Origin of the sequence: Natrononativus amylolyticus (assembly GCF_024362525.1) — an archaeon.
Taxonomy (GTDB): domain Archaea; phylum Halobacteriota; class Halobacteria; order Halobacteriales; family Natrialbaceae; genus Natrononativus; species Natrononativus amylolyticus.
This window is the reverse complement of the sequence record NZ_CP101458.1, coordinates 1,939,977-1,962,270: the sequence shown is the minus strand read 5'-3', so window position 1 is coordinate 1,962,270 and position 22,294 is coordinate 1,939,977. Positions and strand designations below refer to the sequence as shown.

The window sequence follows — 22,294 nt, the reverse complement described above, 5'->3', positions numbered from 1 at the left end:
CGGGTATCCGAGTATGGGAGGTCCACCGGTTCGCCGCGCGCTGTCGTGTCTACTCGTGCTGGTCGTCGCAGCGGTCGTCGTTAGCGGGGCCGCAGGGGCGGCGCTCTCGAGTCCGACGGATCCGCTCGCAGACGAGAGTGACGACCCGGGGCTCACGGACCCGGTCGACGAGACGGACGAGCAAACAAACGCGACCGAGGCGAGCGACGACACCGAGAAACCAGCGGACGACGATGGTTCGACCACGGTCGGGACGGTCACCGACACGGTCGGAGACGCCGCTGACTCTCTCGCGAACGAGTCGACGGACGCCGACGAGTCGTCGACGAGCGCACCCGGGAACGAAACGGACGAGTCCGAGGAGCGGTCGGGGACCGACGAGAACGCGACCGCGGACGCGGTTTCGGAGACGACCGACGCCGTCGACGAGGCGACCAACGAAACGACCGGTCTCGTCGACGAGACGACGGGCGAAACGACCGATACCGTCGAGAACACGACCGACCAGACGACGGACGGCGTCGGAGAGGTCACTGCGGAGACGACCGATACCGTCGACGACACGGTCGAAGACGGTACCGATACCCTCGAGAACGCGACAGGTTCGGTCGAGGAAACCGCGGACGACACGACCGACACCGTCGACCGGACGACGGACGAACTGACGGGCACCGTCGACGGAGCGACGAACGGGACGTCCCTCGAACCGCTCACCGACGGCGCGACCGACGCGGTGAACGAGACGACGGAGACGGCCACCGCTACCGTCGACGAGACAGCCAACGAGACGACCGACGCTACCGACGAGACGACCGGCGTCCTCGAGAACACGACGAGTGCCACCACGACTCTCGTCGACGAGACGACGGGCGAGGCGACCGATACCGTCGACGACACGGTCACCAACAGCACGGATCTCGTCGACGAAACTACCGGTACCACGACCGACACCGTCGACGCTACCGTCACCGAAACGGCTACCGCCGTCGACGAGACGACGGAAACGCTCGAAGAGCCCGCGGCCGACGAAATCGGCCTCGAGACGACTCTCGCCCCGATCGAGACGGTTCTCGACGGAACGACGGACGTGGTCGCCGAGACGGTCGACGGAACGACGAACCTGGTCGACGGGACGGCCGCCAGCGTTACGGAGAGCGCCGAAACCGTCACGAGCACGACCGGGAGCACAGTCGGCGTTTCGACGGCGACAGAGGCCTCGACGACCCAAAACGCGAGTTCGGGGTCCGAATCCGGCGAGTCCCGAGACGACGCCTCGAGCGCGAACGCGACGGCGGCCGATGCGACCGGGAACGCCGACCGAATCGCCGTCGACCGGCTGGGCGGGCAGGACGGCACGACCGGCGGCCTCAATGGCGACCGGAAAACCGCGACCGACGCCGCGCTCGTCGGCCTGCTCGGTGCGCTCACCGCGTCGGGGGCGGCCGCGGGCGGTGCGGGAGCGGGCGGCGCGGCCGGGACCGCCGGGACGACCGCGAGTACTGTCGCCCGCCCGGGCTGGTTGCGCTCGCTCCGACACCTGCTGGCCCGGCTGCCGCTCGAGCTGATTCCGATCTTCAGGTACAGCCGGTACGACGACTCGGACCCGCTCGAGAACGACCGGCGCCGGGCGGTGTTCGAGACCGTCGAGGCGAACCCCGGCAGCTACCTCTCCGAGGTGAGCGAGCGAAGCGACGTCACCCTGTCGACGGTGCGCCACCACGTCCGCGTCCTCGAGGAGGAGTCGTTGCTCACGTCCGTGAAAGTCCACGGCAAGCGCCGGTACTTCCCGACCAGCGAGGACGACGTCGAACTCCACGCCGCGCTCGCCGAGCCGGCGAAACGGAGCGTCCTCGAGGCGCTCGCCGACGTCGGTCGGGCACACAACGGGCGGCTCGCGGACGAACTCGGCCGCGATCCCAGCACGATCTCACACCACCTCGCGACGCTCGAGGCGTGCGGACTGGTCGTCCGGGAGCGCGACGGCCGGGCGATCGTCAACGAACTCGCGCCCGCGGCCGAGGCGGCGCTGGTCGAGCGGCCGTCGGACGACGCGCGCTCGGGCGCTGGCGCGGTCGCAGACGACTGAGCGCCTCAGGAATCGAACGCTCGCTCGTCCTCGACGTCGAAGTACAGGTGGGCGTGGGCCCGACAGCCGGGGTTGAACGCCGCGTCGCAACCCGGACAGGCGTACCGACCGCGCTCGCCGAGCGAGAGGTACGTCGACGGCGTCAGCTCGAGTCCGCAGGCGCCACAGAGGACGGCGGGCTCGTCGAAGCGGTCGCGGGGCCATGGGACTGGTGGGTGATCCGTGACGGCGTCGTGGCAGCGAAAACAGGGGAAGTACGACTCACAGCAGCCGAACTTGAGGGCGACGACGTCCCGGTCGGTCCGGTAGTGAGCACACCGGGTGTCGGGTTCGACGTCGACGCCGGAGACGAGCGTCCCGTGGACGGTTCTCACGGGTACGAAGAGGTGCGGCCACCCCTTCGGTGTTGCGACCGACGGCCGGCGGTGACTACTCGAAGACGGCGGTGTCGCCGCGGCGGTACCGGTCGATCCGGCGGTAGCCCTGGACGACGGCGTCCTCGTCGAGTTCGATCTCGTAACGGCCGATGACGTCCTGTGTGTCAGGGACGGCTTTTCGCTCGACGACTTCGACGACGGCGCGCCAGCCGTCCTCGCTGGCCGAGATCTCGCTAACGCCGTCGAACGTGTGGCCGATGAGTTCGCCGGCAGTCGATTCGACGGTTCGGCGGACGGCCATGACGCCCTCGATCCGCTCGTCGTCGACGTCGACGTCCTCGGTGTCGACGTCCTCCGGATCGGTCGTCTCGGCCTCCTCGCTTTCTGTCTGCTCGTCGGATTCGGTTTCGGTTTCTGATTCGCTCACTGTTTGATCACTCTCGTCGTGTTGGTGGCAAAACCCGTCCTCCTGGGCGGGACGCGAACACCGCTCGCCGGAGGTGGTGAGGGCCTTGCACTGTTCGGTCTGCTGTGAGTCGGCTTCGGCCATGTTAGAGTGCGTCCGTAATCTCCTCGCGGAGGTCGTTCAGATCGCCCGTTCCGGCAACTTTCGGCGCGAGCACGTCGGCGAACACGTCGGCGAGGACGTCCGCGTCCTCGCTCCCGTCGCCGCCGAAGACGGCGAGCCCTTTCGCCGCCGTGATCGCCGCTCGAGTGCCGACGACGACGTCGAGTTCCTCCCGCAGGGTGCGCGTCGCGTCGACGACCGCCTCGACTCGCTGCTCGGCGAGATCGGTGTGTGCCGCGACGATCTCGAGTTCTGTTTCGCGGTCGTAGAAGTCGACGTGGACGCCGACGACGCGGTCGAGGAGGGCGTCCTGTGGCTGGTGGACGCCCGCGTACTCGACGGCGTTCGAGGTCAATACGGCGCGGAACTCGGGGTGGACGTCGATCTGTCGCCCGTCGCCGCCCTTGCCCGGTCGCTCGAGGACGCCCTCCTCGAACATCGACAGCAGGACGTTGTGGGCGACGGGCTGGCTGCGCGAGAACTCGTTGTAGACGAGCGTCGCGCCCTCGCGAGCGGCGACCGACAGCGGGTTGTCGACCCAGCGCTTGCGGACGACTTCGGTCTGTTTGCGGACGCCGCTGACGAACTGGTCGTCCTCGCGGTAGCGCTCGCCGCCGGCGTGTTCGCCGACCAGCGCGGCGGTGTCGATCGACTCGTCGCCGTTGAGCCAGACGACGGGGCGACCCCGCCGGGCGGCCGCCGAGAGCGCGAGCGCGGTCTTCCCGCAGCCGGTCGGGCCGATCAGGTGGACCGGCTGGTCTGCGTCGAGCCAGCCGGTGATCCGATCCTGGATCGACTCGATCTCGTCGGTGGTGACGAACGGGTCGGGAACGATCTCCTCCGGCGGGGAGAGCGGCGTGTCACCGCCGCCGTCGCGTCGCTCTCGACTGCGCCGCGTCGTCGCGGCGCCGTTTTCGGCTCCGTTCTTCGCGTGGCGCTTCTTCGCCCACCGCTGTTCTTTCTGCTGTCGACTGGCTCGAATCTTCGAACCGCGCACCTTGCGTGCACGCGAGTCGTCAACCATGAACTGGACTATTCGGAGGCCGACTTGGGTGAGGACTCGGGCCGCGTCTCGACCTCGAGTTCCTCGAGGTCGTCGAGGTCGCCCTCCGCGGTGGCTTGCTCAATTTTCGAGATCTCCTCCGCGTAGTGCAGGAAGGTGTCGACGGAGGCCACGACGACGCGCGCCTCGACGGTCAGGAGTTCGATACCGACGACGGAAACGCGTGCCCAGACGTCGATGACGACGCCCTTGTCGAGGACGCGGTCGAGGACTTCTGCGAGGCTCGAGGAGTCGGGTCGCTGGCGTGTCTGTGTCATTGTGGATGCATCCTCAACTCCACGACGAACGCGTATGGTCGTTGACGCTGCTGATGCAAGCAGACGAACGGTACCGATCAGCGGTACACACTGTCACTACTTCGGGTAGTTCACGACCGGCGAACGGTCGTCGGATTTTCGTCGCTCGTGGGCCGTCGACCGGCGTCACTTCGTGAGACGTCGGTGATCGAACGCCAGTAAGACGTGCATAACCGGCTTCCCGTTCTACAGCAAGGGGTTCACTTATGCGCGCGCATATGGTAGCGCGGGTGTGACCAGTCAACGCGCAGGGGCCGGGGTGAGCGGCCAGTGAGCAACCGATACGTCTACGGCATCGTCGAGACCGGCGAGCCGGTCGAGTTCGACACCGAGGCCGTCGGCGGCGCCGAGACGGTGTACACGATCTCCCACCGGCGGTACTCGGCGGTCGTCTCCGACATCGAAGAGACCGAGCCCGAGGAGACCGACGAGGACGCCCAGCGCCACGACGAGGTGCTGCGCGAGATCATGACCTACGGCGACGGGCGGACTATCATCCCGATGCAGTTCGGGATGGTCTTCGACAACGACCGCGCGCTGAAGAACGTCCTCCGGGGCGCCCAGCCGGCGTTTCGACGGACGCTCCGGGACATCGAGGGGAAGGTCGAACTCGGGCTCAAAGTCGTCCGCGAGGAGGACGCCGACGTCGACGAGGAGGCCCTCGAGGAGGCCGTCGACGACCGACTCGAGGCGATCGCGGAGGGGTCGGTCGACAACGGGCTGTTCAGCGACCGGCTCGTGCTCAACCGCTCGTACCTGGTCGACCGCGAGGACCGGGAGGCGTTCGACGAGGCGGTCGCCGACCTCGAGGATTCACACGACGGCCTGCTGTTCCAGTACACCGGGCCGTTCGCACCGTACAGCTTCGTCGACATCCACATCGGAGCCCAGTAATGTTCATCCTCGACGACCTCCTGTTCCGACCGTTCGTGGGGATCATCGACGCGCTCCACACGATCGCACTCGACGAACTGTACGACGTTCGGGCGCTCGAGGACGAGCTCAAGGAGAACCAGCTGCTGTACGAACTCGGCGAGCGCGACCGGGCGGAGTACGAGCGGCGAAAGGAGGAACTCGAGGCGGAACTCGAGATCGCCCGGGAGGCCCACGAGCAGCTCTCGAGCGGCCGCGTAGAGGTGAAAACGTAATGACGAACGATCCACCGACGGACGATGGAGACGACCGCCCGGCCGACCGGACCGGCGAGGGCCCACGGAGCTGGCTCTCGACGGTGCTGACCGCGCTCGACCGGCTGGACCAGGGGCGACGAACCGGGCGGGCGGACGTCGATTACAGCGTATCCCTCCGCTCGGGACTCGAGGACCTGATCGACCGGGAGCACCGCCGCGACAGCCCGGCGGGACGGACGCCATCGCGTCCCGACCGAACCCGCAGCCGCCGCCTCTCTCGTCAGCGCGAGCACGTCTCCACGCGAACCTACGACGACGAACTGCTCGTGACCGCCGAACTGGCCGGCGTCGATCCCGAGGACGTCACCGTCGGATTCGACGGCGACGCCCTCGTCATCGGCGTGGAGGGGCGCGAACTCGAGCGCGTCAGCGTCCCCTGGCGGGACCGATCCGCATCGGCGACGGTCCACAACGACGTGCTCACCGTCACCGTCACCCCAGATTCCCATGAGTGATCAGCTAGCCACCCTGCTCGACGACGCGGAGAACAGCCTGACGGACCTCGAGGAGACCCTCGAGGGCGTCGACACGCTCGACGACCTCGCGGACGACGAACTCGAGGCCGTCCTCGACAACGTCACGCTGCTGGCCGATCTCGCCGACGAGGTCGAGGACGTCCTCGACGCGATCGACCTCACGGACCTCCCGGAGGTGATCGACGTCTCGGCGCTGCTCGAGGCGATCGAAGTCGGCGAGATTCCGGACGCGCTCGCCGACGGCGACGCCGACGACGTGGTCCGGCTCCGGAACCTGATCCGGGCGATCAACCTCCAGGAGCTCTGGGACGCGGCGAACGTCCGGGAGCTGTGGGAGGCCAAACGCGACCTCGAGGACACGGTCGACGAGGGCGAAGAAGCGGACAGTCTGGTCGGGGAGGCGGTCGATTCGGTGACCGACGACGACGAGGACGACGAGCTGATCGACACGGACGGCGAGATGCTCGAGGGCGATGTGGAGATGGGCGTCGGCGGCGAGGACGGCTTCGGCCTCGACAGCGAGGAGACCGAGCCCTACGAGACGATGATCCAGCACCAGGCGATGGAGGGGATCGACGAGTTCCGCGACGCGCTGATCCTGACCCACGGGAAGTTCGAGAAGCTCTACGAGTTCAACCGCGAGAAGATGCGCCGACAGGACACGAGCACGAACTCGCGGAACCCGACGGCGGCGTCGACGGTTCCGGTCGAGCGGAACGATCTCGGGCACGCGGGGCGACACTCGACGGTTCCGAAGCAGGTTCGCCACTCCTCTGCGCCCGGCTTCGACCGGGTGTACGGGCCCAGGTTCGAGCGCGAACTGGAGAAGCGCCGGAGCGAGAGCGGAGGTGGCGACGATGAGTGAGTTCCAGCCAAGCAGACAGAAGTCCGACCTCGCGGACGTCGTCGAGATGCTGCTCGACAAGGGCGTGGTCATCAACGCCGACATCGCCGTCTCCATCGGCGACACGCAGCTGCTCGGCATCCAGGTCCGTGCGGCGATCGCCTCCTTCGAGACGGCGGCGAAGTACGGCCTCGAGTTCCCCGAGGGAACGGACATGGAGCGGGTCGCAGAGGCCGCCGGCGACCCGGAGCTCGCGAACCGCGACCGGCCGGAGATTCCGGTCGATCCCACCCGCGGCGTGAACGTCTCTGCCGAAGCAGAGGGAGACGACGCCGACGAAAACCGAGACGACGAGGGCGGGGACGGAGGCGAAGGTCAGGGCGACGACGGCGAGCGCGGAACCGAACGCCTCGGCGCCCGCCCCGATCCGGACGAACCAGTCGAGGGCGGGATGAACCTGCTCAGCGACGACGAGGAAGACGAGAACGATACGGGGGACGAGGAAGACGGAGGTGACGATGACGACGATTGACGTCGGCGACGGCGAGGACGCCCGCGAGGGGCTCGTCACCCTCATCGTGACCGTCGTCGAGTTACTTATGGACGCCCTCGAGCGCGAGGCGGTCCGCCGCATGGAGGCGGGCTCGCTCACCGACGAGGAGATCGAGCGGATGGGGCGACAGCTAGCGGCGATCGAGGCCGAACTCGAGGCGCTCAAACGGGACGAGGGGATCGAAGACGGGGTCGACGACCTCCGCGGGGACCTGGACGGGCTGGTCGCCGACGCGATCGAACGCCTCGACGCCGACCCCGAGGCCCACCGCCGGCCCGGCTACTCCGTGTTCGGAGGCGAGAACTGATGAGCCGGGAGCCCGCGACGAGCGAGGGCGCCGACGCGGGGGGCACCCCGGAGATCGACGAGGGCCGGTACATCTACTGCGTGGTGCAGGCGCCGGCGGACGACGCCGTCCTCGAGACCGACGGGATCGACGACGAACCCGTCTACACGGTGGCCGTCGACGACGTCGCGGCGGTAGTCCACGAGTGCGACGCCGTCTACGACTCGGCGGATCTCACCGAGATCCGGCGCTGGCTGGTGCGCCACCAGACGGTCGTCGACGCCGCCGGCGAGGCGTTCGGCACGCCGCTGCCGTTTCAGTTCGACACCATCCTCCGCGGCGACGACGAGGCCGTCCGCGACTGGCTCCGCGAGGAGTACGACGCCGTCGCGGGCGCTCTCGAGTCGCTGGCCGGCCACTGGGAGTACCGCGTCGAGGTCGTCCGGGTCGAGCCGATCGACGAGGAAACCCTGCTCGAGCGCGACGACCGACTCGCCGAGCTTCGCGAGAGGATCGACGACTCGACGGAGGGGACCGCGTTCCTGCTCGAGAAACAGTACGACCGCCGGCTCGCGGAGCTACGGGAGGCCGGCCGCCAGGAGCTGATCGGCGACCTCGACGAGCGCCTGGCGGTTCACGCCAGGGAGGTCCACGAACTCGAGCGGTCGCCGGCCCAGACGCTCGGCGAGCAGGAGAGCGAGCGCGACGGCGAGACGCTGTGTCGGCTCACGCTGCTCGCGGCCGAGCGCGAGGAGAGCGCGGTCGGTGCGGTCCTCGACGACGTCGCGGCCGAGCCGGGCGTCGAGGTCCGGTTTACGGGCCCGTGGCCGCCGTACACGTTCGCCCCGGCGTTCGGCGACTCGGGCGAGGACTCGAGCGAGGGGGCGGCCGCTCGCGGGGGTGAGCGCTAGATGCAGCCGAGCAAGACCGACGACGAACTGGTGGACCTGCTCGACGTGATCCTCCGCGATGGGGCGGTGCTCCGCGCTGACGTCATCATCTCCGTCGCCGACATCCCGCTCGTCGGACTCAAGCTAACCGCCGCGCTCGCCGGCATGGAGACGATGACGGACTACGGCCTGTTCGAGGAGTGGGATACGGAGCGGCGGGCGGCGGCAACTGCGAGACGGCAGTACGGCCACCGGGAAAACCGGCGACTGGAGTCCGCCACCCGCCCGGACCAGTAGGCGTCGAGCGAACCCGCGAGCCGAGCGGTCCGGCCGTCAGCTCGCTCGAGGAACTATCCACATCGGACGCGCCCCCGCCTGTGGGGGCGGGCGGTCAGGCGAACTCGGGGCGCTCTTTGGTGACCTGAACGTCGCCGGTGACGCTCGTGCGCTCGCCACCCTCGCTGTAGGTGTAGCGGCCCTCGCCGCTGCAGAGCGTACACTCGTACTGCTCGGTGATCTCGTTGATCATCTCCCCGTCTTCGAAGTAGACGCGGCTCTGGGTGATCTGCAGGAACTGGGCGGTCTCGCAGTTGGTGCATTCGATCATGCTCGAAGCGTTGGCGTCTCGGGATGTAGTTATCCGGCTTGTAACCTGCGGCGGGGATAATCTATGGCTGAATTAACGGGACGGCCCCGTTTACCACCCCGGCGACCACCCCCGGAACGAACCCGAACGGATCGGGAGCAACCGGGAGGGTGGATACGGAGCGAATAACCGCCAGACTGCGGCCCGATCGTCGGTGCGCTATAGGTGCCGATTAAGCACTGACAACCGCGACTCGAGGAGGGGTTTCGAACCGGTTACTCGAGCGAACGCACCGCCTTCCCGCCGCGATCGGCGGTCGCCTTCACCGGCGGTCGGTTCACACTCGAGTGTCCGGCGTCTCGGCCGACGGTCGGCCACTTCGACGCCGACCGGATGCCAAGACCGGGCGTCGAGCCCCGACGTGGCCGGCCCGTCGAGGGCGGAGGACGGTTCCGTGGCACGTCGACGGGGACGCCCGGCGGACTGCCCGACCGCCCGGACGTCACCGTTCACGACAGTTCAACAGCGTTCTCGGTTTATGCGAACTGTTACTCAGGTCGATAGGACGTCTCGAGTGAACGTCGACCGCCGGCTTCGAGCACGCCGCCGCCTGCCGCCATCCCTGACGCTTTGGTCGTCCGGGCCGAACGCCCGCTATGGCGATCACACTGTACGAACTCGAGGGCTGTCCGTTCTGCGAGGACGTCGCGGACGAACTCACCGAGGTCGGCGTCGAGTACGAGAGCGTCTGGGTCGACGCGCCCCACTCCGAACGCGACGAGGTCAAGCGCGTCTCCGGCCAGCGGGGCGTCCCCGTGCTCGTCGACGAGGACCGCGGCGTCACGATGGCCGAATCGGCGAACATTCTCGAGTACGTCGAGCGGACGCTGTCGTAGCGTCACATCGCTCGAAGTCGCCGTCGTCCGCGAGTAGGGGCTCGCTCGCGCCGTATAACGGCACCCTATCGCAGACGCGAGTTCGACGTGCTGGCGGCGTAGCATTGCAGTACAGACTATTGGGCCGACCATTGCAGATGTTTTCGAGGGGCTAACCCCGACCAGCACCTCCATAACAAAGGACCCGTCTCTCCTGGGTGTTACCTGCGGGGACGCAACGCCCCGTCGGGTACGGCCCGGCCCAGACCACGACGCGCTACCGGCCGATTGCCGGACGTTCGTGCCCGGATTGCTCGGAAGTGGACTCGCCCCCGCTTCGAGTTAGCTCATGTCTCTCATGCCAGGGCGGGCTCCCGCCCCCGCCCGGGTTTCCACGCACATCACAGTCACAACGCGGTCGGTAGTCGTCCCCATCTTACGCCGTGATTCATCGGAGAGACTTAGACAAACGCGATCTACGAACACGGCGTATCTGCTGAACTGATTGTACGCACACTATACTGGTACGGCAACTACATCCATCAGCAGAGATATGAATCCGATCGGTCCGGTACACAGTGTTGGTGAACTGGTTAGTCGCTGTTGCTGATACCCGTCGTTTCCGTGAGTATTTACGACACGTGTTGACACAGCCACCTCTATCGAGTCCTCCCGACTAAACAGTGTCTGAACCGGTTATACGGCGTAGTTAGGGGAATGTCCCTCCGTAGGGATCATACTCACACGAATCACTTGTCCCGTCTACAGTCCGAATAATAGATTTTTACCGAAAAGAGAACGAGCGACGATTGACCGTTGCGAAGCGGAATAAACAATTTATAATCGAAATGGCAGTACCAGTTTAAACAGAGAGACGACGGTGTGTTCTACTGCGGGGCATGAGCATACGTAACATACTCGTCGTGGTTATCGCAGTGGCGGTGCTGTGCTCGAGCGCAGCTGCAGTAGCTGGCGCACCGGCTGCCACAGTAGACGAGCACGACGATGACGATCAGACAGAACCGACCGACATGCACGATGACTCCCTCACCATCGAGCATGCAACCATTATTGCCGTTGTAGAAGGCCTTGAAACCGAAGGCCTTGAAGATCCGGGTGACGAGAACGGCGTCGACGACAACGACGCCGATGAGAACGATGTCGGCGTCGACGACAACGATGTCGATGACAACGACGTCGACGAGAACGGACCTGCCTTTGAGGGTGAGATCCACGTAACCATCGAACAGCCGACCATCGTCGAACTCGACCACCTCGATGACGAACCCGTCGAGGAAGATCCCGTCGATGACAACGACGTCGACGACGACACCGTCGATGAAAACGACGACTACGATGACAACGATGTCGATGAAAACGACGACTACGATGACAACGATGTCGACGAGAACGACGTCGACGACAACGATGTCGGCGTCGACGACAACGACGAGATAGACGACGAGCCCGTCGATGAGGAACGGCTCGAGGTGACCATCGAACAGGCGACAATCTTCGTCATCGAACTCGACGGACCCGAGGACGTGCCAGTCGATGAAGAGCCGGCTGACGACGACGCCGTCGATGAAAATGACGACTACGATGACAACGACGTTGACGAGGACGTCGACGACAACGATGTCGACGAGAACGACGTTGACGAAGACGACGACTACAACGACGTCGACGAGAACGATGTCGACGAGAACGACGCCAATGACGATGACGTCGGCGTCGACGACAACGACGAGGTAGACGACGAACCCGTCGATGAGGAACGGCTCGAGGTGACCATCCAGCAGGCGACCATCTTCGTCCTCGTCGATCACGTCGATGACGAACCCGTCGAGGAAGATCCCGTCGATGACAACGACGTTGACGATGACACCGTCGATGAAAACGACGTTGACGATGACACCGTCAATGAAAACGACGTTGACGATGACAACGATGTCGACGAGAACGACGTTGACGACGACGCCGTCGACGAAAACGACGTTGACGATGACAACGATGTCGACGAGAACGACGTCGACGACAACGATGTCGGCGTCGACGACAACGACGAGATAGACGACGAGCCCGTCGATGAGGAACGGCTCGAGGTGACCATCCAGCAGGCGACCATCTTCGTCCTCGTCGATCACGTCGATGACGAACCCGTCGAGGAAGATCCGGTCGATGAAGAGCCGGTCGATGAAGAGCCGGTTGAGGACGACGCCGTCGACGAAGACGACGACTACGATGACAACGACGTCGGCGAAGACGGCGAGGACACGAACTGTTAGAACGAGTTCATCCGCTCCTCGAAACATCACTCATTTTTCACGATCCGTCCACGCTGTCGACCGCGGGCCGGATTGCGCCGTCCGCGACCGGGGGACAGCCGCAGTCTTCAAGCCGCTGGCTTCGAACCTGGGGGTATGCGACTCGAGGAGTACTGGGGAGTCGGCCCGAAGACGCGCGAGACGCTCGTCGACGAACTGGGCGCCGAGCGGGCGGCCGCGGCGATCGAGAGCGGCGACGTCAGGGCGCTGTCCGAGGCCGGCTTACCCCGCGGGCGGGCGACGCGCATCCTGCGCCGGGCGACCGGGGGCGCGGGGATGGAACTGCTGGCGACGAGCGACGCCAGGGCGGCGTACAAGGAGGTGCTCGACCTCGTCGTCGATCACGCGGTGACGGAGCGCGCGGCCGACCGTATTCGGGTGCTCACCCCCCTGACGAGCCGCGAGGCGATGGACGACCGACTCGACGCCGTGCTGGCGACCGGGGACGCCTGGGCGACGCTCGCGGACGACGACCGGGAGGCCGTGCTCGCGGCGTACGAGCGCTACGACGAGCGCGACGGGAGCGAGCGCGCCGCCGTCGAGGCCGCGCTGGCCCTGCTCGAGGCGGACGTCGCCGCCGGCCCCTTCGAGACGATCGCGACGCTCGAGCGAGACCGCCTCGAAGCCGCCGCTGGCGCCCTGGCGGCGCTCGAGGGCGGTCGCGTCCGCGAGGGAGCCGACGACGAACTCGACCGCCTGCGGGAGGGGCTGGGAACGGTCGAGGACATGGACGCGAACGCCCTCGACGTGATCGAGGAGCTCCGCTCGGACGGCGTTCGGGACACCGGCGAGTTCCGCGAGGCGTTCGAGGATCACGTCCTGTCGGAGAGCCGCGTGACGGTCGACCAGGTCCGCGACGCGATGCCGGCGGACGCGGCGGACGCGACCGACTTCGTCGGCGGCACGCTCCGGAACCTCCGGGCGGGCCTGACGGAGGCGGTCGACGAGCGCGAGGAGACGGTCGCAGCCGAGTTCGAGGCGACCCTCGAGGAGAGCCGCGACGCCGTCGAGAGCGCGGTCGCCGCTGTCGACGAGATCGCGTTGCACCTCTCGCTGGCCCGGTTCGCGCTGGCGTACGACTGTACCCGGCCGACGTTCGTCGACGGAGAGGCGGCGGCCGTCTCCGTCGTCGACGCGCGCAACCTCGCTATCGCCGCCAGGGGCGAGGAGTCGGTTCAGCCGGTCACCTACGCGCTGGGCGAGCACGCGGTCGACGGGGGGGCCGTCGCCGACGCGGCGGCCGACCTCGAGACCCTGCCGGGCGAAGAGCGGGTCGCGGTGTTGACGGGGGCCAACAGCGGCGGGAAGACGACGCTGCTCGAGACGCTGTGTCAGGTCGTGTTGCTGGCGACGATGGGGCTGCCGGTGCCCGCCCGGTCGGCGGAGGTAACGCCGGTCGACTCGCTGGTGTTTCACCGACGGCACGCCAGCTTCAACGCGGGCGTCCTCGAGTCGACGCTGCGCTCGATCGTTCCACCGCTGGCGGACGGCGGGCGGACCCTGATGCTCGTCGACGAGTTCGAGGCGATCACCGAACCCGGCAGCGCCGCCGACTTGCTCCACGGGCTCGTGACCCTCTCGGTCGAACGGGAGGCCCTGGGCGTGTTCGTCACCCACCTCGCGGACGACCTCGAGCCGCTTCCCCCCGAAGCACGGGTGGACGGCATCTTCGCCGAGGGGCTGAGCCCGGAGCTCGAGTTGCTCGTCGACTACCAGCCCCGATTCGAGACGGTCGGGCGGTCGACGCCGGAGTTCATCGTCTCGCGGCTGATGGCGAACGCGACCGACCGGACCGAGCGCGCGGGCTTCGAGACGCTCGCGGCGGCGGTCGGTCACGAGGTCGTCCAGCGGACGCTCGCCGACGCCCGCTGGAGCGACTGAGCACTCTCATCGTCGGCGCTCGTCGTCTCGCCGGCCCGGTGGTTCGTACGTGTAGCAGTAGCCGTTCAGCTCGTCCCGAACGCGGTTCTCGAGGTACGCCCTCGCGGTTTCCCTCGAGAGCGCCCCGGCGTCGACGACGTCGGCCAGGACGTCCGTCGTCACGCGCAGCCAGTTCCGCAGCTCTCGCTCGGGGGTTCCGGGGGTGACCTCGACGATGACGCCGCGGGGCCGTCGCCGAGCGTCGTCGATCGCGGTGTGGAGCTCGAGAGAGGCGACGAGGTACGTCGTGACGTCGAAGCCGCCGGAGACGAGGTAGAGCGCCTCGTACGTCCGCGGGTCGAGGTGCTCCGCGAGAAGCGCCCCGGGGGAGACGCCGTCCGCCATCAGATCCGGTTCGACCGCGCCGCTGGCCAGCGGCGTCGACGCGGTGAGACGCCACGCCAGGGCGAAGCGATCCGCCCCCCAGTGGCTGTACCGCAGGTCGTACCGCCCGTCCGGGCGCCGGTAGGCGACGAGCGCTCTATGCCCCATCGGTCGCTCGTGAGGGGGTGTGGTGGTCGACGCTCGAGCGGACCCGACGGCGGCTTCGACGTGGAGACATCACCGGGGTTCGCCGCGGGTTCGTACTTGAACGTACGTACGCGTGTTCGCCGACGGATCGCCGAAAGCGCAAGGTCGAAACCCCTCCCGGCCGTACCATCGGCCGAATGCGCTACGACGCAGTCGTCTTCGACAACGACGGCGTACTGACGACGCCGACGCGCCACGAAGCCCTCCGCCGGGCGATGCGCGCGGCCTACGACGAAGTCGGCGTCTCGACGCCGACCGACGACCACATCGAGACGCTGATGCGTCCGGACGTCTCCTCGCTGCGCGGTCTCGCGAACGAACACGGCGTCGACGTGGAGACGCTCTGGGCGGCCCGCGAGCGGGCCGCGATCGACGCCCAGCTCACGGAGCTCCGGGAGGGGCGAAAGACGCTGTACGACGACGTTTCGACGCTCGAGTCGCTCTCCCGACCGCGGGCGATCGTGAGCAACAATCAGCACGAGACGATCGAGAACATCGTCGACCACTTCGACCTCGAGGGCTTCGACCCGTGGTACGGCCGAGAGCCCACGCTCGAGGGGATCGAACGGAAGAAGCCGGCGCCGCACTACCTCGAGCGGACGATCGACGAGATGGGCGCGACGGAGCCGCTGTACGTCGGGGACAGCTGGGTCGACGTCGCCGTCGCCGACGCGCTCGGCATCGACTCGGCGTTCATCCGCCGGGACCACCGCGACGGCTACGACCTCGGCCGCTACGACGTCGAGCCCGACTACGAGATCGAGACGCTCGGCGAACTGGGAGAACTGTAAGCGCCGGCCCCCGCCGGCTTCGATGGGGACGTCAGACCGTCGCGTCCACTCTGGCCTCGGCGCGCTCTCTGACGGCGCCGTTCATCGCTTCGAACCCGCGCCGGATGCGGTCCCTGTCGAGCAGGACGGGGACGAGGGCGCCCCGGAAGGTTTCGCGCTGGAGCAGCCGAGTGCGATCGCCGTCCCCGATCGGCTCGAGGCGGAACTCGTGGTAGCCGTCGAACGCGAACGGCACGACGAGCCGGCCGAGCCAGGCCAGCCGGCGGTTCTCCTCGGCGACGACGACCTCCGGTCTGAACGTCATTCCGCGAGCGCCCGGCGGCTCGATCCTGATCTCGAGGCGCTCGCCCCTGATCGGAACCCCCTCGATCGACCGAACGAACGGGTTCCACTCGGGGTACGTGTCGAACTCGAGGAGCACCTCCCAGACGACCTCGGGTGGCGCATCGATCTCCTCGAACGACTCGACCTGGTGCATGCTACACACTGACGCACTCGAGGACAAAGCGTGTGTCGGTGTCGTCACCGTCGGCACCGGCGAGCGATCGACCCCCAAAACCCCATTACCGATGCAACCGGAGTGAGAACCGTGTCCCCCTCGCGCGGCGTCTCCAGACGGAGCTTCGTCCGCAGCGCCGTGGCGATCGGCGGCGCGAGCGCGCTCGCCGCCTGTCTCGAGCGCGAGGGAAACGGTGATCTCGACCTCCCCCGGTCCGACGTCGATCCGGCCGATCTCCCCGAACGCCAGCACGCCTGGAACGACCACGTGCTCGAAGACGAGCACGGCAACGCCCTGGCGCCCGAACACAACGTGTTGTTACACCTCGAGTACCAGGGCGACGAGCCGACCGACGACGAGCGCGGCCGGCTCGAGGACGGCTTCGAGACGCTCGAGCGGGCCTACGAGCGCGGCAGCGACGGACTCGCCTTCACCGTCGGCTACGGACCGGCGTACTTCGACCGCTTCGAGGGGGAGCTACCGGACGCCGCGGCGCTGCCCGAACCCGAGGCGCTCACGCCCCACGAGGACCCCGAACTCGACGCCTACGACGGGCTGATCCACCTCGCCAGCAACCACGCGTCGGTGGTGCTGAGCGCCGAGGAGGCGCTGCGAGGGGAGCTCGAGGAACTCAACGGGCGTCCGGTCGGGGGCACCCTCGAGGGGCTCTTCGAGGTGGCCGACCGGCGGACGGGATTCGTCGGTGAGGGGCTGCCGGCGGAAAACCAGGAGGACGTCCGGGGGATTCCGGAGACGGAGCCCGTACCCGACGACGCGCCGCTGTTTATGGGGTTCAAGTCCGGCTTCCGCAAGAACCAGGCCGACGAGGATCGCGTCACCATCGCGGAGGGGCCCTTCGAGGGCGGGACGACGACGCAGCTCTCGCACATTCGACTCCACCTGGAGCAGTGGTACGAACAGGACAGCCGCGACCAGCGCGTGAGCAAGATGTTCTGTCCGGTCCACGCGGACGAAGACCGCGTCGAGGAGGCCGGACACAACATGGGCGACTCGAGCGGGCTCGACGACTGTCAGGACACCGTCGAGGAGGACGCCCGCACCAGGGGGGTCGTCGGCCACGCCCAGAAGGCCGCCCGCGAGGACGGCGAGCCGATCATCCTCCGACGGGACTTCAACTCGACCGACGACGGCGAGGCGGGCGTCCACTTCCTCTCCCACCAGCGCTCGATCGCCGACTTCGTGGCGACGCGGACGGCGATGACCGGCTCCGACCTCCCGGTGCCACGGGCCAACAGCGGCATCCGCCAGTACGTGACGGTTCGCCGGCGGGCGAACTACCTCGTGCCACCCCGGCGCCACCGGTCGCTGCCGGTTCCGAACCCCGAGTGAGCGCCGGCCCGCACACGAGCCGTCAGATCCCGGCACCGGTTCTTTGTCCGCGGGCGTGGTCGAGCCGGTATGACACGCGTGGCGATCACCGGTGCCTCCGGCAACGTCGGTCGAGAGGCGATCGAAGCGCTCTCCGAGCACGACCTCACCCTGTTTTCACACAGCGAGCACGGGGACCTCGACACGACGGTCCTCGAGATCGCCGACCGCGAGGCGTTCGTCGACGCCCTCGAGGGCCAGGACGTCCTGCTCCACCTCGCGGCGAATCCCTCGCCGGAGGCCGAATGGGACGACCTCGAGGACCCGAACGTCACCGGCGTCTACAACGCCTACGAGGCGGCGGTTCGAAACGACCTCGAGCGGGTGATCTTCGCGAGTTCGAACCACGCGGTGAACATGGGGAACGTGACGTCCCCGACCAGACCGGAGTCGACGGTCGGTCAGCCGACGGTCACCAGACCCGACGATTCGCCCGACCCCGACAGCTACTACGGCGTCTCGAAGGTCCTCGGCGAGGCGATGGGCGACTACTACGCCAGCAGACACGGCCTCGAGGTGATCTCCCTCCGGATCGGGTGGTTGCTCTCGCGGGACGACCTCCGGGAGACGTGCGCCGAGCGCGACGGCCCCGGCGAGCGCTACGCCCGCGCGATGTGGCTCAGCCCCGACGACTGCCGGCGGCTGCTCGCGCGCTGTGTCGAGGCGACGCTCCCCGAAACTTGCCTCACCGCTCACGGCATCTCGGCCAACGCGGAGCGCTTCCTCTCGCTGACCGAGACGATGCTCGCGCTCGGCTACCGCCCGCGGGACGACGCGGAGCGCGTCCTCGGAGAGGACGGGGACGGCCGCACGGGCCTCGAGTCGCCGTGACGTCGTGACCGCAGCCGCTTCGCCGTTCGTTCAGTCGGTTTCGAACGGTGCGCCGTCCGCCCGGGCGAACCGGTCGAGCTGACAGGCCGCGTACAGCCCCGACGCGGGTCGAAACGATCTGTCCGTCACGGTCCAGTCCTCGTACTCCCTGTCGTACGTGACCGCCTCGTAGAACACCGGCGCCTGGCCGTAGGTGCCGCCGGATTCCTCCGCCAGCGGTATCCAGCGCTCCCCGCCGACTTCGGCGGCGTGCCACCGCTGGGCCCGCTGGAGCCGCGATCCGGTGATCGTCTCCTCGACGAACCGCGGTGCGACCTCCTCGACAGTTCCGGACAGTGCCTCGAACGCTCCGGCGGCGGTCAGCCCGCCGACGATGTCCCCCGCATCGCGCGTCGTGAGAGCGAGGGTCATCTCGCGGCGACCGTCCTCGAACGTTCCGAGGTCGTCGTTCCAGTACTCCTCGAACAGCACCGCGAGGACGTCTTCGGCGACGTCGGCGTCGGTTCCCAGCGCCCTGCTGGCCCGCTCGAGCCCCTGGCCGACCGCTGCCTGAACCGCCGCCCGGTGTTCCGCCTCCTGCGTCTCGACCCGGCCGTCGTCGGTGCGCTCTGCGACGGCGTCGACGAGCGCCGCGGCGAGGTCCGCGACCTCCTCGAGCGCGTCGTCCGCAGCCGCGAACGCGTCGTTTCCCTCGGTGGCGGCGGCGTACGCCGCGAGTGCGGCGAGCACCGTTCCGAGCGCCCCGACTCCCCCCCGGTCGACGACGGTCGGGGCGTCGAACTCCTCGACGATCGTTCGGGCGGTCGCCGAGGCGAGGGTCGCGGTCGCCTCGCGGTCGAACTCCGGGCTCCCCGCTGTCGCGGCGTCGGAGAGCGTCCAGAGCGTCGCCGCGTACGCCCGCGGCTCCGGCGCCTCCGCGGCGACGCGCTCGTCGGTTTCGGGGTAGTACTCACCGACCAGCGAGAGCCGGTCGTCGTTCTCCTCCGCGAGGTTTCGGAGGACGCCGTCGGGGCCGAACGCGTACGCGAGCCCCCACCAGCTCGCCAGCTCGTACAGCGCCCCCAGAAACGCCGCCTCGGCCTCGCTTTCCCGTTCGGGCGCGCCGAACGCCCGCAGCGACCGAGCGAGCAGCAAGGAGGCGCGAACGGCCCAGGCGACTCCCTCGGGCTCGAGCCGGTGATCCCACGACCACTCCCAGACCAGCGTCGGCGCGACCGGCCGCGGCTCGAACGTCGGTCGGGTGCCGTACAGCGGCTCGCCCGTCGCGTCGGGCGCGATCGTGATCGACGTCAGCCCGCCGATCGGCGGGCGATCGAGTTCCGCGCCCTCGCGGAGCCCGTCCACGAGGTCGGGAAACGACGCTCGCTCGGCTCCCGGGGGGTATTCGACGCCGGCACCGCTCCACAGCACGCTCTCGACGTTGTACCTGGCGTACCAGTAGGCGGTCTCGCGGGCCTCCGCGATGCCGTACTCGGACGGTTCCTGGGCTCGACCGCGGCCGCTGGGTCCGGCGAGCCAGAGCGCCCCCGCGCCGACGCTCGCCGTCGCCCTGAGAACCGCCCGCCTGCTCGAGTCCGTGAGCCCCCCGCCCGTCCCGTCGAAGCGCGTCATCTCGCTCGAGCGCTCGGTCTCCGCCCGGATAAACCGACAGCGTCGTTCTCGCCGGTTCCTCGGCGAAACCCTCGACTGCCCCGGAGTCGACGGCGGTTACCCGCTGGCGAACGTCGTAATCCGGTATTGCTCTCCGAACTCGTCGCTCGCGTCCGCCGGTTGCGATTTCGCGGCCTCTCCTGCGGCTCCGGCCTCGCGACCGTCAGTCGTCGTTCGCGGCGGCGAGGGCCGCCGGTCGGTCGCCCGGAAGCTCGTCGCGACCGTGTGGCGCTTCGAAGTCGAGGTCTGGTCCGCGGGCGACGATCCGGTGGGGGTTGACGCTCGGGTGGGTCGTGTAGTAGTGTTCCTTGATGTGGTCCATGTTCACCGTCCGGGCGACGCCGGGCGTCTGGTAGAGGTCGCGCAGGTGCGGCCACAGGTTGTCGTACTCGCGGATCAGCTTTCGGTTGCACATGAAGTGGGTGTGGTAGACGCTGTCGAACCGCACGAGCGTGGTGAACATCGCGAGATCCGCCTCGGTGAGCCGGTCGCCCGCGAGGTAGCGCCGGTCGGCCAGGACGTCGTTCCAGCGCTCGAGCGCCGAGAAGAGGTCGTCGACCGCCTCGTCGTAGGGCGCCTGCTCGGTGGCGAACCCCGCCCGGTAGACGCCGTTGTTGATCGGCTCGTAGATCTCGTCGAGGATTCGGTCGACCTCCTCCCGGTAGCCCTCGGGGTAGAGATCGACGTCCCGCCCGGCGACCTCTTCGAACCCGGTGTCGAGCATCCGCATGATCTCCCGGGACTCGTTGTTGACGATGGTGTCCTCCCGGGTGTCCCAGAGGACGGGCACCGTCACGCGACCGGTGACCGCCGGGTCCGCCCGAACGTAGAGCTCGCGGAGGTAGTCGACCCCGTGGACGCGGTCGCGGGTGCAGCCGTCCTTCTCGGGGGTGAACTGCCAGCCGTCCTCGTCGCGGTAGGGATCGACCACGGAGACGCCGATCGCGTCCTCGAGTCCCTTCAGCGACCGCGTCAGGAGGGTTCGGTGAGCCCACGGGCAGGCGAAGGAGACGTACAGGTGGTACCGACCCGCTTCGGGCTGGAACTCGGCGCCGGGGTCGTCGCGGACCCGCTCTCGAAAGGTGGTCTCCTGGCGCTGGAACGAGCCGTCGTCGTCGGCGTACTCGTCCGCGTCGGTTCGCCACTCGCCGTCGACGAGCATGTTCATACCCCCTCTACACGACGCACACGTAAAGCGATCCGCTAACATCCGTGTTACCGACACCCGCCGGCCGCACAGGCAACCGGTTCCGCCCGCTCAGACGACCACGCTCGTCACCCAGTAAACCGCCACGAGTCCGATCAGTGCCCCGCCCTCGAGTCGCGTCAGTCGGCGGCCCGTCGCGAGGAGAACCGCCGTAACCGCTGTCAGGACGACGAGCCACGCGAATCCGGCGATCGCCTCCGAACCAACGGCGAGCGGGTGGACCAGCGCGGCTACACCGAGGACGCCGAGGAGATTGAACACGTTCGAGCCGATCACGTTGCCCGCGGCGATGGCGACCTCGCCGCGACGGGCGGCGACGAGCGAGGTCGCGAGTTCGGGAAGCGACGTTCCAGCGGCGACGATGGTGACGCCGATCGTCCACTCCGAAAGCCCGCCGCGGCGAGCAAGCGTCGTCGCGGAGTCGACCAGGAGATGGCCGCCCACGACGACGAGGCCCACGCCGACCAGCACTCGAAGAACGTCGAGCCACGAGGCCGAGCAGAACTCGCCGGCGTCGGTTTCCGTCTCGGATGCGGGCTCGCCGGTACCGGTATCAGCGCCGCTCGAGCGGCGGGCATCGACGAACAGGCCACCGACGTACGCGAGCAACAGCCCGGTGAGTACGAGACCCTCGAGCGTCGAAACCGCCAGGTTCCACAGCGCCGCGAGCGCGATCAGGGTCGCTGCGCCCATCGCGACGGCGTCCCTGCGAACGAGCGATTCCGAGACGCGAAACGGGCGGATGACGGCGACGGCACCGAGAATGACCCCCAGGTTGAACACGTTCGAACCGACGACGTTGCCGACGGAGACGGCCGGCCGACCGCCGAGGGCGGCCTCGAGCGTGACCGCGAACTCCGGGGCGGAGGTGCCGAAGGCGACGACGGTCAGTCCGATCACGAGCGACGAGACGCCGGCCGCGCCGGCGAGGCGGGCGGCCCCCGTCACGAGGACGCGAGCGCCCACCCAGAGCAGCGCGGTGGAGACCAGAAGAGTGGCGAGGTCGCCGACCGGAGTCATCAGTCGCCGTACACCCCCGGCACACAAAAGTGCCGGTCC

Annotated in this window: 25 protein-coding genes; 14 read left to right on the top strand and 11 right to left on the bottom strand. The window is 68.1% G+C overall.

Translation table 11 applies throughout. The features are described from left to right. Positions 1-13: 13 nt before the first annotated feature. A complete protein-coding gene (locus tag NMQ11_RS10335) occupies positions 14-2,086 on the top strand; it encodes a winged helix-turn-helix transcriptional regulator (RefSeq protein WP_255167846.1) in 2,073 nt (690 codons plus the stop codon). A 5-nt stretch (positions 2,087-2,091) separates the two neighbouring features. On the opposite strand, the gene NMQ11_RS10330 is transcribed toward NMQ11_RS10335, so the two are convergent. The 4 genes from NMQ11_RS10330 to gvpA are packed head-to-tail and all read right to left on the bottom strand — an operon-like array spanning position 2,092 to position 4,351. Continuing rightward, positions 2,092-2,460, bottom strand: coding sequence for a CHY zinc finger protein (locus NMQ11_RS10330; protein WP_255167844.1), 369 nt, complete (start codon positions 2,458-2,460; stop codon positions 2,092-2,094). 55 nt (positions 2,461-2,515) lie between these two features. Beyond that, positions 2,516-3,013, bottom strand: coding sequence for a gas vesicle protein GvpO, halophile-type (gene gvpO, locus NMQ11_RS10325; protein WP_255167834.1), 498 nt, complete (start codon positions 3,011-3,013; stop codon positions 2,516-2,518). Between the two features lies 1 nt (position 3,014). After that, positions 3,015-4,055 carry a gas vesicle protein GvpN gene (gene gvpN, locus NMQ11_RS10320; RefSeq protein WP_255167833.1) on the bottom strand — a complete coding sequence of 347 codons (1,041 nt, stop codon included), beginning with the start codon at positions 4,053-4,055 and terminating at the stop codon, positions 3,015-3,017. An 8-nt stretch (positions 4,056-4,063) separates the two neighbouring features. Beyond that, positions 4,064-4,351 (bottom strand): gas vesicle protein GvpA, encoded by a 288-nt coding sequence (gene gvpA, locus NMQ11_RS10315; protein WP_255167832.1) that lies wholly within the window; start codon positions 4,349-4,351, stop codon positions 4,064-4,066. A gap of 309 nt (positions 4,352-4,660) precedes the next feature. Between gvpA and NMQ11_RS10310 the strand changes: the two genes are divergently transcribed. The 8 genes from NMQ11_RS10310 to gvpM are packed head-to-tail and all read left to right on the top strand — an operon-like array spanning position 4,661 to position 8,926. Further along, the gene (locus NMQ11_RS10310; RefSeq protein ID WP_255167831.1) at positions 4,661-5,284 is read left to right on the top strand and encodes a GvpL/GvpF family gas vesicle protein; all 624 of its coding nucleotides are present in this window, start codon (positions 4,661-4,663) and stop codon (positions 5,282-5,284) included. Then, positions 5,284-5,538: a gas vesicle protein GvpF gene (gvpF, locus tag NMQ11_RS10305; protein ID WP_255167830.1), complete on the top strand. Its 255-nt coding sequence runs from the start codon at positions 5,284-5,286 to the stop codon at positions 5,536-5,538. Before NMQ11_RS10310 ends, gvpF begins: the two co-directional genes overlap by 1 nt. Beyond that, positions 5,538-6,035, top strand: a complete 498-nt coding sequence (locus NMQ11_RS10300; protein WP_255167829.1) for an Hsp20/alpha crystallin family protein — start codon at positions 5,538-5,540, stop codon at positions 6,033-6,035. The genes gvpF and NMQ11_RS10300 overlap by 1 nt, the downstream gene beginning before the upstream one ends. Beyond that, complete coding sequence (locus tag NMQ11_RS10295; protein WP_255167828.1) at positions 6,028-6,921, top strand: hypothetical protein; 894 nt, start codon at positions 6,028-6,030, stop codon at positions 6,919-6,921. The genes NMQ11_RS10300 and NMQ11_RS10295 overlap by 8 nt, the downstream gene beginning before the upstream one ends. Further along, the gene (gene gvpJ / locus NMQ11_RS10290; protein WP_255167826.1) at positions 6,914-7,432 is read left to right on the top strand and encodes a gas vesicle protein GvpJ; all 519 of its coding nucleotides are present in this window, start codon (positions 6,914-6,916) and stop codon (positions 7,430-7,432) included. Before NMQ11_RS10295 ends, gvpJ begins: the two co-directional genes overlap by 8 nt. Beyond that, on the top strand, positions 7,419-7,760 hold the full coding sequence (locus NMQ11_RS10285) for a gas vesicle protein K (protein ID WP_255167825.1): 342 nt from the start codon (positions 7,419-7,421) through the stop codon (positions 7,758-7,760). Before gvpJ ends, NMQ11_RS10285 begins: the two co-directional genes overlap by 14 nt. Beyond that, entirely contained in the window at positions 7,760-8,650 is an 891-nt protein-coding gene (gene gvpL, locus NMQ11_RS10280; RefSeq protein ID WP_255167824.1) for a gas vesicle protein GvpL, read from the top strand. Before NMQ11_RS10285 ends, gvpL begins: the two co-directional genes overlap by 1 nt. Beyond that, positions 8,651-8,926 carry a gas vesicle protein GvpM gene (gene gvpM, locus NMQ11_RS10275; protein WP_255167822.1) on the top strand — a complete coding sequence of 92 codons (276 nt, stop codon included), beginning with the start codon at positions 8,651-8,653 and terminating at the stop codon, positions 8,924-8,926. 94 nt (positions 8,927-9,020) lie between these two features. Here the strand turns inward: gvpM and NMQ11_RS10270 are convergent, their stop codons facing one another. Continuing rightward, complete coding sequence (locus NMQ11_RS10270; protein WP_255167821.1) at positions 9,021-9,236, bottom strand: hypothetical protein; 216 nt, start codon at positions 9,234-9,236, stop codon at positions 9,021-9,023. Between the two features lie 635 nt (positions 9,237-9,871). On the opposite strand from NMQ11_RS10270, the gene NMQ11_RS10265 reads away from it, so the two are divergent. Then, entirely contained in the window at positions 9,872-10,111 is a 240-nt protein-coding gene (locus NMQ11_RS10265; protein ID WP_255167816.1) for a glutaredoxin family protein, read from the top strand. Positions 10,112-10,977: 866 nt separating this feature from the next. Here NMQ11_RS10265 and NMQ11_RS10260 read toward each other — a convergent pair. Further along, positions 10,978-12,405: a hypothetical protein gene (locus NMQ11_RS10260; RefSeq protein WP_255167814.1), complete on the bottom strand. Its 1,428-nt coding sequence runs from the start codon at positions 12,403-12,405 to the stop codon at positions 10,978-10,980. 108 nt (positions 12,406-12,513) lie between these two features. On the opposite strand from NMQ11_RS10260, the gene NMQ11_RS10255 reads away from it, so the two are divergent. Further along, on the top strand, positions 12,514-14,298 hold the full coding sequence (locus NMQ11_RS10255) for a MutS-related protein (protein ID WP_255167812.1): 1,785 nt from the start codon (positions 12,514-12,516) through the stop codon (positions 14,296-14,298). Positions 14,299-14,304: 6 nt separating this feature from the next. Here NMQ11_RS10255 and NMQ11_RS10250 read toward each other — a convergent pair whose 3' ends face one another. Next, entirely contained in the window at positions 14,305-14,829 is a 525-nt protein-coding gene (locus tag NMQ11_RS10250; protein ID WP_255167810.1) for a DUF6735 family protein, read from the bottom strand. Between the two features lie 176 nt (positions 14,830-15,005). Between NMQ11_RS10250 and NMQ11_RS10245 the strand changes: the two genes are divergently transcribed. Beyond that, positions 15,006-15,659: an HAD family hydrolase gene (locus NMQ11_RS10245; protein WP_255167808.1), complete on the top strand. Its 654-nt coding sequence runs from the start codon at positions 15,006-15,008 to the stop codon at positions 15,657-15,659. 31 nt (positions 15,660-15,690) lie between these two features. Here NMQ11_RS10245 and NMQ11_RS10240 read toward each other — a convergent pair whose 3' ends face one another. Beyond that, complete coding sequence (locus NMQ11_RS10240; protein ID WP_255167806.1) at positions 15,691-16,137, bottom strand: SRPBCC domain-containing protein; 447 nt, start codon at positions 16,135-16,137, stop codon at positions 15,691-15,693. A gap of 111 nt (positions 16,138-16,248) precedes the next feature. Here NMQ11_RS10240 and NMQ11_RS10235 point away from each other — a divergent pair, with 111 nt between their 5' ends. Both NMQ11_RS10235 and NMQ11_RS10230 read left to right on the top strand, forming a co-directional pair. Beyond that, entirely contained in the window at positions 16,249-17,508 is a 1,260-nt protein-coding gene (locus tag NMQ11_RS10235) for a DUF7405 family protein (protein WP_255167805.1), read from the top strand. A 69-nt stretch (positions 17,509-17,577) separates the two neighbouring features. Further along, a complete protein-coding gene (locus NMQ11_RS10230) occupies positions 17,578-18,378 on the top strand; it encodes an NAD-dependent epimerase/dehydratase family protein (protein ID WP_255167803.1) in 801 nt (266 codons plus the stop codon). A 30-nt stretch (positions 18,379-18,408) separates the two neighbouring features. Here NMQ11_RS10230 and NMQ11_RS10225 read toward each other — a convergent pair whose 3' ends face one another. The 3 genes from NMQ11_RS10225 to NMQ11_RS10215 form a co-directional block, all read right to left on the bottom strand. After that, positions 18,409-19,989 (bottom strand): hypothetical protein, encoded by a 1,581-nt coding sequence (locus NMQ11_RS10225; protein WP_255167802.1) that lies wholly within the window; start codon positions 19,987-19,989, stop codon positions 18,409-18,411. Positions 19,990-20,191: 202 nt separating this feature from the next. Further along, a complete protein-coding gene (locus tag NMQ11_RS10220) occupies positions 20,192-21,196 on the bottom strand; it encodes a glutathione S-transferase family protein (RefSeq protein ID WP_255167800.1) in 1,005 nt (334 codons plus the stop codon). 90 nt (positions 21,197-21,286) lie between these two features. Next, positions 21,287-22,255 (bottom strand): calcium/sodium antiporter, encoded by a 969-nt coding sequence (locus NMQ11_RS10215; RefSeq protein ID WP_255167797.1) that lies wholly within the window; start codon positions 22,253-22,255, stop codon positions 21,287-21,289. Positions 22,256-22,294: the final 39 nt, after the last annotated feature.

What these genes read in the sequence shown, in the direction of transcription:
- NMQ11_RS10335 (WP_255167846.1), top strand. Translation starts at nt 14, where the DNA reads ATGGGAGGTCCACCGGTTCGCCGCGCGCTGTCGTGTCTACTCGTGCTG.
- gvpO (WP_255167834.1), bottom strand. Translation starts at nt 3,013, where the DNA reads ATGGCCGAAGCCGACTCACAGCAGACCGAACAGTGCAAGGCCCTCACC.
- gvpN (WP_255167833.1), bottom strand. Translation starts at nt 4,055, where the DNA reads ATGGTTGACGACTCGCGTGCACGCAAGGTGCGCGGTTCGAAGATTCGA.
- gvpA (WP_255167832.1), bottom strand. Translation starts at nt 4,351, where the DNA reads ATGACACAGACACGCCAGCGACCCGACTCCTCGAGCCTCGCAGAAGTC.
- gvpF (WP_255167830.1), top strand. Translation starts at nt 5,284, where the DNA reads ATGTTCATCCTCGACGACCTCCTGTTCCGACCGTTCGTGGGGATCATC.
- NMQ11_RS10300 (WP_255167829.1), top strand. Translation starts at nt 5,538, where the DNA reads ATGACGAACGATCCACCGACGGACGATGGAGACGACCGCCCGGCCGAC.
- NMQ11_RS10295 (WP_255167828.1), top strand. Translation starts at nt 6,028, where the DNA reads ATGAGTGATCAGCTAGCCACCCTGCTCGACGACGCGGAGAACAGCCTG.
- gvpJ (WP_255167826.1), top strand. Translation starts at nt 6,914, where the DNA reads ATGAGTGAGTTCCAGCCAAGCAGACAGAAGTCCGACCTCGCGGACGTC.
- NMQ11_RS10285 (WP_255167825.1), top strand. Translation starts at nt 7,419, where the DNA reads ATGACGACGATTGACGTCGGCGACGGCGAGGACGCCCGCGAGGGGCTC.
- gvpL (WP_255167824.1), top strand. Translation starts at nt 7,760, where the DNA reads ATGAGCCGGGAGCCCGCGACGAGCGAGGGCGCCGACGCGGGGGGCACC.
- gvpM (WP_255167822.1), top strand. Translation starts at nt 8,651, where the DNA reads ATGCAGCCGAGCAAGACCGACGACGAACTGGTGGACCTGCTCGACGTG.
- NMQ11_RS10270 (WP_255167821.1), bottom strand. Translation starts at nt 9,236, where the DNA reads ATGATCGAATGCACCAACTGCGAGACCGCCCAGTTCCTGCAGATCACC.
- NMQ11_RS10265 (WP_255167816.1), top strand. Translation starts at nt 9,872, where the DNA reads ATGGCGATCACACTGTACGAACTCGAGGGCTGTCCGTTCTGCGAGGAC.
- NMQ11_RS10260 (WP_255167814.1), bottom strand. Translation starts at nt 12,405, where the DNA reads ATGTTTCGAGGAGCGGATGAACTCGTTCTAACAGTTCGTGTCCTCGCC.
- NMQ11_RS10255 (WP_255167812.1), top strand. Translation starts at nt 12,514, where the DNA reads ATGCGACTCGAGGAGTACTGGGGAGTCGGCCCGAAGACGCGCGAGACG.
- NMQ11_RS10250 (WP_255167810.1), bottom strand. Translation starts at nt 14,829, where the DNA reads ATGGGGCATAGAGCGCTCGTCGCCTACCGGCGCCCGGACGGGCGGTAC.
- NMQ11_RS10245 (WP_255167808.1), top strand. Translation starts at nt 15,006, where the DNA reads ATGCGCTACGACGCAGTCGTCTTCGACAACGACGGCGTACTGACGACG.
- NMQ11_RS10240 (WP_255167806.1), bottom strand. Translation starts at nt 16,137, where the DNA reads ATGCACCAGGTCGAGTCGTTCGAGGAGATCGATGCGCCACCCGAGGTC.
- NMQ11_RS10230 (WP_255167803.1), top strand. Translation starts at nt 17,578, where the DNA reads ATGACACGCGTGGCGATCACCGGTGCCTCCGGCAACGTCGGTCGAGAG.
- NMQ11_RS10225 (WP_255167802.1), bottom strand. Translation starts at nt 19,989, where the DNA reads ATGACGCGCTTCGACGGGACGGGCGGGGGGCTCACGGACTCGAGCAGG.
- NMQ11_RS10220 (WP_255167800.1), bottom strand. Translation starts at nt 21,196, where the DNA reads ATGAACATGCTCGTCGACGGCGAGTGGCGAACCGACGCGGACGAGTAC.
- NMQ11_RS10215 (WP_255167797.1), bottom strand. Translation starts at nt 22,255, where the DNA reads ATGACTCCGGTCGGCGACCTCGCCACTCTTCTGGTCTCCACCGCGCTG.